Annotated in this window: 11 protein-coding genes; 5 read left to right on the forward strand and 6 right to left on the reverse strand. The window is 32.6% G+C overall.

Annotated features, from left to right (window positions below):
• From ACIQZC_RS06945 to ACIQZC_RS06955, 3 genes are all read left to right on the forward strand, one after another.
• Positions 1-875 (forward strand): OmpA family protein (locus ACIQZC_RS06945; RefSeq protein WP_396138509.1); only part of this gene is annotated, 875 nt, incomplete at its 5' end.
• 21 nt (positions 876-896) lie between these two features.
• Positions 897-1106, forward strand: coding sequence for a hypothetical protein (locus tag ACIQZC_RS06950; protein WP_396138510.1), 210 nt, complete (start codon positions 897-899; stop codon positions 1104-1106).
• Positions 1099-2427 (forward strand): TlpA family protein disulfide reductase, encoded by a 1329-nt coding sequence (locus tag ACIQZC_RS06955; RefSeq protein ID WP_396138511.1) that lies wholly within the window; start codon positions 1099-1101, stop codon positions 2425-2427. The genes ACIQZC_RS06950 and ACIQZC_RS06955 overlap by 8 nt, the downstream gene beginning before the upstream one ends.
• 31 nt (positions 2428-2458) lie before the next feature.
• Here ACIQZC_RS06955 and nadD read toward each other — a convergent pair whose 3' ends face one another.
• The 6 genes from nadD to ACIQZC_RS06985 all read right to left on the reverse strand — a co-directional run bounded on the left by nadD (position 2459) and on the right by ACIQZC_RS06985 (position 6262).
• On the reverse strand, positions 2459-3040 hold the full coding sequence (gene nadD / locus ACIQZC_RS06960) for a nicotinate (nicotinamide) nucleotide adenylyltransferase (RefSeq protein ID WP_396138512.1): 582 nt from the start codon (positions 3038-3040) through the stop codon (positions 2459-2461).
• A gap of 25 nt (positions 3041-3065) precedes the next feature.
• A complete protein-coding gene (locus ACIQZC_RS06965) occupies positions 3066-3437 on the reverse strand; it encodes a four helix bundle protein (protein WP_396138513.1) in 372 nt (123 codons plus the stop codon).
• A gap of 31 nt (positions 3438-3468) precedes the next feature.
• Positions 3469-4044: a guanylate kinase gene (gmk, locus tag ACIQZC_RS06970; RefSeq protein ID WP_396138514.1), complete on the reverse strand. Its 576-nt coding sequence runs from the start codon at positions 4042-4044 to the stop codon at positions 3469-3471.
• Positions 4045-4082: 38 nt separating this feature from the next.
• The gene (locus tag ACIQZC_RS06975) at positions 4083-4943 is read right to left on the reverse strand and encodes a YicC/YloC family endoribonuclease (RefSeq protein ID WP_396138515.1); all 861 of its coding nucleotides are present in this window, start codon (positions 4941-4943) and stop codon (positions 4083-4085) included.
• 91 nt (positions 4944-5034) lie between these two features.
• Complete coding sequence (locus ACIQZC_RS06980) at positions 5035-5913, reverse strand: DMT family transporter (protein WP_396138516.1); 879 nt, start codon at positions 5911-5913, stop codon at positions 5035-5037.
• Positions 5906-6262: an arsenate reductase family protein gene (locus ACIQZC_RS06985; RefSeq protein WP_396138517.1), complete on the reverse strand. Its 357-nt coding sequence runs from the start codon at positions 6260-6262 to the stop codon at positions 5906-5908. The genes ACIQZC_RS06980 and ACIQZC_RS06985 overlap by 8 nt, the downstream gene beginning before the upstream one ends.
• Before the next feature lie 82 nt (positions 6263-6344).
• Here ACIQZC_RS06985 and ACIQZC_RS06990 point away from each other — a divergent pair, with 82 nt between their 5' ends.
• Positions 6345-7487: a cystathionine gamma-synthase gene (locus ACIQZC_RS06990; protein ID WP_396138518.1), complete on the forward strand. Its 1143-nt coding sequence runs from the start codon at positions 6345-6347 to the stop codon at positions 7485-7487.
• A gap of 159 nt (positions 7488-7646) precedes the next feature.
• The coding region (gene gdhA, locus ACIQZC_RS06995) for an NADP-specific glutamate dehydrogenase (RefSeq protein WP_396138519.1) at positions 7647-8709 on the forward strand (1063 nt) is incomplete at its 3' end.

Here is an 8709-nt window from a genome sequence, read left to right on the forward strand (position 1 = left end):
TACTAACTTTTGCTTCTGATTCCCGAGCTGGATTAGGTGGATTAGACCTATATTATGTTCATTTAGATAGTGAATACAAAGAAATAAAAACGTTTGGGCAACCCATAAATTCGCCACAAGATGATTTTGGATTGATTTATAATGACCAAACTCAAGACGGTTTTTTCACTTCAAATCGCCCTGAAGATAATAAAGGAAAAGATGATATTTATCGCTACAAAACATTAGAAATCCCTAAAATATTTAAAGTAATAGCCAGTGTTATAGAAGAAGCAACAAGTCTACCTGTTGAAGCACAAGTTATTTTATTGGATGAAAATAAAGTCCAAATAGGACAATTAACCTCAAAAGAAGGGAAATTTGAATTTTCCGACTTAGAGCAACAAAAAAAGTACTTTATTACAATTACACATCCCGATTTTGAAACCTATGAAGGGCCAATTACTTTTAATGGTAAAGTAACAAATTTAGTTTTCAAGCTTAAGAAAAAAGAATTGGAATTGTCTGAGGTTGATTTAGCAAAAATATTAGGCATTCGCATTATTTATTTTGATTTAGATAAGCATTTTGTTCGGGAAGATGCAGCGCTAGAATTACAAAAAATTGCAGACATCATGAAAGAATATCCGCAAATGAATATCGATGTTCGTTCGCATACCGATAGTCGAAGTGCAGCAACATATAATCAGCAATTATCACAACGAAGAGCCGACGCTACAAGAGAATGGTTGATTAATCAATGCATCGAACCAGAGCGATTAAAAGCTTCAGGTTATGGAGAATCAAAATTAGTAAACGAATGTGCTGATGACATTATTTGTACTGAGGAACAACATCAAGAAAACAGAAGGTCAGAATTTATAATAATCGATTAAATTTTAATATAAATTTTAGGGATGAAAAATATTTATAATATTTTTAGAAAAAAAGTTTTGTTAGAGCCAGACTTCAATAAAGAAGATGTTATAAAATTTTATTTACAACTTCTTAAAATGAAAAAGAAGCGGCCTCATATAAACACCATTAATTTATTAAAAAAATGTTACCCTAATGCAACTAAATTTATAGATGATTTAGTTGCCAATGATCAAAACAAAAATGAGTAGTATACAAAATAATATAAAAATAATTGTTCTTTTTTTTGTCATTTCTTCATGTTTTGCTCAAAAAAAGCAAAGCAACAAAAGCGTCACACAGCAGGGTTATGAAATAACTATTAAAACGGAAAACATAACAAACGAAACCCTCCAACTTTCATTTGTATACGGCACAAATAAAAAAAGCTTTGTTACGGATAGCATTGTAATTAAAAACACTAATCAAAAAGTAGTTTTTAAAGAGTCAAAAAAAATTGTGGGCGCGATCTATCGGTTGGCTTTGAAATCAAATCCAAATAATTTTCTTGAATTAGCTCTTGATAACGGAAGTATAATTAATGGAACCATAGCAAACACTAATTCTAAATCCTGGAGCATAGCGTCTAATCAACTAAATAAGGACTTTGTAGCTTATCAAAACGCTCCAAAAGCAGATGTGCCAGCTTTACGAAATGAATTGATTAAAAAGTATCCAAATTCGGTATTACAGATTTATTTGTGGGCCGAAAATAAAATTGGCACCCAAAAATCAGACGACGTAAAAGAACAAGAATCGTTTTACACTACTTTTTTTGATCAAGTTCAGCCTTCCGAAAAAAGGCTTGCTTTTTTACCCAATATCAATAAGTTACTTTATAAGTTTGTAACTGCTCAGCAAATTACAAATGAAAACTATAAAAAACATATCGATAAATTATTGAAAGGACTCGATTGTAAAACACAAAATTTTACAATTTTCACAAAATATTTGGTAGCTAATATCGCTTTTTTTGAAAGTAATAATCTCGAAGAAACCTACAACCATTTGTATGAAAAGTATATTAAGGACAACACCTGCAAAGCCTTTTCAGACACAGATATGAACAAATATAGTAACGAATTTGAATCCAATAAAAAAGTGCCGTTACTCAGTATTTTTCCCGAATTAACTTTTTCAACAAAAGACAGTATTACAACTACAATTCAAGAAATTTATGCTAAAAACGATTTTACATTAGTAACTTTTTTTAGCCCTACTTGCCAACATTGTATTGACAAAATGCCAGAAATTAAAAAGTTTATGGACAACTTAAAAGAAAAATATCCAATAAAAAATACGCAATGGGTAACTATTTTAAATGATCGAGAAGAAAATAAATGGATGGAATTTTTAGAGAAAAATCAGCTGGAAAAATCAGCAATTAATTTGAAATCACTAGATCAAAATAGAGCCTACCAGTATAGTTTAAATGCCTATTCAAATCCAAGTTATTTTTTACTAAATAAAGAAGGAAAAATACTGCTTAAATCATTCAATAATAAAGCAATACTAGAAATAATAAATAAGTAAATTTTACAGAATACTAATAAGAGAAAACCAATTACTTCTTATAAAAGTTATTATGCGCTAAATATTCCGAAACTTTATGAGGCAGCATAGGATCTATATTTTTACCCATTTTAATGCTTTCGCGAATAAAGGTTGAAGACAATTCAATAACCGGCGCGCCTATTCGATGAATTTTTGCATGATTTACAAATTGCTCATTAATTTCACCAGAATTCAATCTCGGGTAGACATAAATTTCGTGGTTTTTTAGCATCGTTTCATAATTTTTCCACTTGTGAAGCGAATTCAAGTTGTCTTCTCCCATAATCAATGAAAATTCATGTTTGGGAAATTTTTCCTGTAAATGCGCTAAAGTATTAACCGTATAATTCGGCTGCGGTAATTTAAATTCAATATCAGACGGCTTGATTTTTAAAATATATTCGGTAGCCAAATAAACCATATGCAATCTTTGGTAATCATCCAGTAAAGTACTTTTCTTCTTGTGCGGATTATGCGGAGTAACCACCATCCAAATTTGATCCAAATCAGAATGCTCTATCATATGATTAGCAATGATTAAATGCCCAATATGAATGGGATTAAACGTTCCGAAATACAATCCGATTTTCATTATTTTAGTGATTAGTAAAGAGTGATTAGTGATTAGCTTTAAGAGTTTTAGAAAAAGCGTTAATCATTTTTGACTCTTCTTCAATTTGATTTAATAATTCTTTAAATAATTCGAAATTTGTAATAAACCCTAATTCTTTCGCAATAATTAATTGTGTTTCAATTTCAAATAAAGAACCTCTAGCAATGTCTAAAAAGTGACTAAATGATTTATCTGTATTTCTACCATAACCTTCGGCAATATTTGAAGGAATTGATACAGAAGCTCTTTTTAATTGACTCGAAAGCGCATACATTTCTTCTTGAGGAAAAGTTTTTACAAGTTGATAAACTAATTTTACAATTGTAATTCCTTTTTTCCAGATTAATAAATCTTTATATGATTTTATTTCATTCATTTTAAGCTAATTACTAATCACTTTTTACTAATTACTCTTTATTTATAAAATCTTTCACTAATTGATACGCATCTTGCTTGGCTACCTCTAAATCATAATTTTTAATGATGGTATCAAATTGTGGTGCAGTAGCTAATTCTACAGATGCTTTTGAAATGCGCATGTTAATTTTGTCTTCGCTTTCTGTAGAACGTTGCTTTAAACGGCGTTTTAGTTCATCAACGCTTGGGGGTTTTACAAATACAGCTAATGTTTCATTTGGGAATTTATGTTTTATCCGTAAGCCTCCAGCTACATCAATATCAAAAATTACATGTTTTCCTAAAGCCCAAATTCGATCAACTTCGGCTTTTAAAGTGCCGTAGAAATTATCAGTATATACTTCTTCCCATTCCACAAATTCTTCAGCTTTAATATGTTTTTTAAATTCGTCCCACGAAATAAAATAATAATCTTTTCCATCAATTTCTTCCCCTCGAGGCGCACGTGTAGTACAAGAAATAGAGAATTCTAAATTTAAATCGGGTTGGGCTAATAAATGCCTTACTATGGTTGTTTTTCCTGAACCTGATGGCGCAGAGAATACTAATAATTTTCCTTTTTGCATTGTTTAGTTGTGTCGTCTATTTTCTTTATTATTTTCTCTTAAAGAACGTTTAAAACTTGCTCTTTAATCTTTTCCAATTCATCTTTCATCATCACTACCAATTTTTGCATTTCGGTATGGTTGGATTTTGACCCCATAGTGTTGATTTCTCTTCCCATTTCTTGCGTAATGAAACCTAATTTTCTTCCGTTGGCTTCCATTCCGTTAAGGGTTTCTAGAAAATAATTCAAATGGTTGCCCAAACGCACTTTTTCTTCGGTAATATCGTATTTTTCTAAATAAAAAATCAATTCTTGTTCAAAACGATTTTCATCAACGTTCACTTTTAATTCGTCTAAAGCAGTTCTTAAACGAGTTTTTACCGTTTCCACACGTTCGGCATCGAACGATACCGCTTCATTCATTAAATTATTGATGTTGGCAATTCTTAATTGGAATTCTTTTTCCAAAGAAGCACCTTCGTCTTTTCTAAAATTCGCGATGTTTTCTAACGCTTCATTGATCACGGTTTGAATTTGTTTCCACTCATTTGCATCGATTTCGTCGCGCTCGGTTTTTAAAGCATCGGGCATTCTAACAGCCATTTTTAGTAATTCGGTTTCATCAGCATTTGGAAGTACCGCTTTCATTTGATTCATGTAGCCATTTACAATTGGCACATTAATTTTCGAACTCGTTTCTTCGCCTGTAACTTCTACATAAAGAGAAAAATCTACTTTACCACGTTCTAAACATTGCGAAATTTGATTGCGTAAACCCAGTTCCATTTCACGAAAAACAGAAGGCATACGTGTATTTAAATCTAAACCTTTACTGTTTAGCGATTTGATTTCTACGGTAATTTTTTTGGTTGGTAATTGCAAAGAAGCTTTCCCAAAACCCGTCATGGATTGTATCATAATTGTATTAAAATATCTTCAAAGATATGAAAAAGTTTTCAGTCGCAGTCGCAGTTTTCAATACTATACTGTGACTGTTAACTGAGACTGCCTACTTTTTCTGCGTAACCAAATAAACTCCGACAAATATCAACACTGCCGAAATCAATTTAACAAAACTTAAATCGTCTTTTCCTAAACTTACGGCAAAAACTGTAGCAAAAACTGGTTGTAAATAGATAAAAACCGCTACTGTTGTTGGCTTGAGTTCTCGCATGGAAACTAAATTCAGCAAATAGGTTAAGAAGGTTGAAAACACGACTACAAAACCAATTTTCCAGAAAATATCAGTTGGTAAGTGAGCAAAATCTATCGCTTGAAATTCGTTCCAACCAAAAGGCAATACCATCAAGAAACCAAACGTATAAATCCACTTTACAAAGGTAAAAGCGTTGTATTTATCCATTAATTTTTTCACGATGATTAGGTAAAATGCGTAGGAAACCGCATTTACAAAAACCAATAAATTTCCTAAACTCGCATTGGTGGCATTAACTACTGATTTTCCGTATAAAATTAAAGTTACAGTTCCGGCTAAGCCTAAAATGATGCCCAAAATTTTTCGGTTTTCCATCCGCTCTTTCATAATGAAAGCCGATAAAATCAAGACAATCATCGGCGTGATGACCATTAAAACGGCTCCCATAATCGGCGAAGTATAACTTAATCCTTTGAAAAAAGTGAGCATGTTGAAAGCTACTCCGAAGAACGCAGCGGCAACAATGCGAGGAAAATCTTCTTTGGCGATTTTTTCTTTGGGTCCGAAAAAGGATATCAACCAAAATAACACCACCGAACCACCAACGCGCATGACAATGAATCCGAAAGCGTCGACATATTTTGGCATAACATCTTTAGCAATTGTAAAGGTTATACCATAAATAATGGAAACTAAGGTAGCGGCAAATAAAGCCCAATTTCTTTTAGACACTTTGAAGAGCTTTCGTTAATTTAAGAACATTGGGTTGTGTGTTTCCGATAAAAATTTCATCATTAAAAAGAACAACAGGACGACTCAAAAATGTGTAATGCTCTAAAAGATATTTTTTGAAATCAACTTCGGTTAGATTCTTATCTTTTAAACCCAATGATTTATATAATTGTGCTTTTTTACTGAATAATGCTTCGTAACTTCCTGAAAGTTGGTACATTTCTTCTAAATCGCTTTCAGAAATTGGATTTTCACGAATATCTATAAACGTTAACTTATTTGAATTGGGTAACGATTTGATGATTTTTCGGCACGTATCGCACGAAGCCAAATAATATATTTTGTTCATTTTATAGATTTTTATTTTATGTTACAAAAATACAGCCTTTTGAATTCTAAAAATCAGTAATTTTGTAAAAAAATAAATCCGAATGAAATTCAATACTAAAACCATACATGGTGGGCAACATCATGAAAAAATAACGGGAGCCGTTATGCCGCCTATTTTTCAAACGTCCACTTACGTGCAAACAAGCCCAGGAAAACCAGTAGGCGATTATGAATACAGTAGAGCCGCAAATCCTACAAGAACCGCATTAGAAGACGCTTTAGCAAGTATCGAAAACGGGGCAAGAGGATTGGCTTTTGCTTCAGGTTTAGCTGCAACTGATTGTTTGTTACGCATGTTCAAAGCAGGTGACGAAATCATTGCAATGGACGATTTATATGGCGGAACATATCGATTATTTACAAGATTATATAAAGATAGCGGGATCAAATTTCATTTTGTAGATATGAACGATTTGGACCATTTCCAATCGTTAATCAATGAAAACACCAAATTAGTTTGGGTAGAAACGCCAACCAATCCGTTAATGAAATTAGCCGATATTGCGGCAATTGCACAAATTACTAAAAAGCATCAAATTTTGTTTGCAGTGGATAACACTTTTGCAACGCCTTATTTACAAAAACCTTTAGATTTAGGTGCTGATATTGTAATGCATTCGGCAACCAAATATTTAGGAGGTCATTCAGATTTAATTGCAGGAGCTTTAATAATCAAAGATAAAGCACTGGGTGAAGAACTACATTTCAAACAATTTGCAACTGGTGGTATATTAGGACCAATGGATTCCTTTTTAGTTTTAAGAGGAATTAAAACCTTGCATTTACGTGTGCAACGTCATTGCGAAAACGGTGAAAAAGTAGCCGCATATTTAGACAATCATCCTTTAGTAAAACGAGTATATTATCCCGGATTAACATCGCATCCTTTTCATGAAATCGCAAAAAAGCAAATGAGCGGTTTTGGTGGAATGGTAACCTTTACTTTTAAATCGGGTAAAAAAGAAGATGCCATTAAATTCTTAGAAAATTTGAAAGTATTCACCTTGGCAGAATCATTAGGCGGAGTAGAATCATTAGCTAATCATCCAGCTTTAATGACACATGCTTCTATTCCTGAAGATAAAAGAAAAGAAGTAGGTATTTCAGATGATTTAGTCCGGTTAAGTGTTGGAATCGAAGACATAGAAGATTTATTGAAGGATTTAGAGCAAGCACTCAAATAACATTTGTTTTCTTTATTTTTCGTAGACAACACAAATTTTATTAAAAATTTATCAAGTAATTTTTAAAATGTATATTTGCCAACTCAAATTTACGAAATCGTTATAGTACAAAAAAACGAAATAAATTGAAGCCCTGACCTAAACTATTTTTTTATTATTATGAACCAAAGAATTAATGATTTTATGGCACTAGTTGCCGAAAAAAACCCTAACGAACCAGAATTTTTACAAGCAGTTAAAGAATTTTCAGAAACCGTTATCCCCTTCATCGCAGAAAATAAAAAATATGATGGAAAAAATTTATTATTAAGAATTGCCGAACCAGAACGAGCAGTCATTTTTAGAGTTCCGTGGGTAGATGATAAAGGAGAAGTACAAGTAAATAGAGGATTCAGAATTCAAATGAATTCAGCAATTGGACCTTATAAAGGAGGTATTCGTTTTCACAAAACAGTAAACTTGTCTGTCCTAAAATTTTTAGCTTTTGAGCAAGTTTTTAAAAATAGTTTAACCACATTACCAATGGGTGGTGGAAAAGGAGGATCTGATTTTGACCCTCAAGGAAAATCAGATGGTGAGGTAATGCGTTTTTGTCAATCATTTATGACTGAACTATGTCGCCATGTTGGTCCCGATTTAGATGTGCCTGCAGGCGATATTGGTGTTGGAGCTAGAGAAATTGGCTACATGTTTGGTCAGTATAAAAGAATTAGAAATGAATTTACTGGAGTGTTAACCGGAAAAGGTTTAGCATATGGAGGTTCGTTAATTCGTCCAGAAGCAACCGGTTTTGGGGTGGTTTATTTCACCGAACAAATGTTAAAAACAAAAGGGGAAAAAATAGCAGGAAAAACAGTTGCTATCTCAGGTTTTGGAAACGTTGCTTGGGGAGTTGCTTTAAAAGTAAATGAATTTGGCGGCAAACTAGTTACTATTTCTGGTCCCGATGGTTATATTTATGACGCAGAAGGAATTTCTGGAGATAAAATTGAATATATGCTGGAAATGAGAGCCAGCGGAGACAATAGAGTTGAAGCATTCATTGAGCGTTACCCTAATGCTATTTTTCACAAAGGGAAAAGTCCTTGGGAAGCCAAAGTTGATATTGCAATTCCATGCGCCACTCAAAATGAACTCAATGAAGAAGATGCTAAAAAATTAATTGCTAATGGCGTAATGTGTGTTACAGAAGCAGCAAACATGCCATGTACTTTAAACGCTA

The sequence above is a fragment of the Flavobacterium sp. genome (assembly GCF_044338735.1).
Lineage (GTDB): Bacteria > Bacteroidota > Bacteroidia > Flavobacteriales > Flavobacteriaceae > Flavobacterium.

Excerpts from the sequence above, each read along its gene's own strand:
- ACIQZC_RS06950 (WP_396138510.1), top strand. The coding sequence starts at position 897 with ATGAAAAATATTTATAATATTTTTAGAAAAAAAGTTTTGTTAGAGCCA.
- ACIQZC_RS06955 (WP_396138511.1), top strand. The coding sequence starts at position 1,099 with ATGAGTAGTATACAAAATAATATAAAAATAATTGTTCTTTTTTTTGTC.
- nadD (WP_396138512.1), bottom strand. The coding sequence starts at position 3,040 with ATGAAAATCGGATTGTATTTCGGAACGTTTAATCCCATTCATATTGGG.
- ACIQZC_RS06965 (WP_396138513.1), bottom strand. The coding sequence starts at position 3,437 with ATGAATGAAATAAAATCATATAAAGATTTATTAATCTGGAAAAAAGGA.
- gmk (WP_396138514.1), bottom strand. The coding sequence starts at position 4,044 with ATGCAAAAAGGAAAATTATTAGTATTCTCTGCGCCATCAGGTTCAGGA.
- ACIQZC_RS06975 (WP_396138515.1), bottom strand. The coding sequence starts at position 4,943 with ATGATACAATCCATGACGGGTTTTGGGAAAGCTTCTTTGCAATTACCA.
- ACIQZC_RS06985 (WP_396138517.1), bottom strand. The coding sequence starts at position 6,262 with ATGAACAAAATATATTATTTGGCTTCGTGCGATACGTGCCGAAAAATC.
- ACIQZC_RS06990 (WP_396138518.1), top strand. The coding sequence starts at position 6,345 with ATGAAATTCAATACTAAAACCATACATGGTGGGCAACATCATGAAAAA.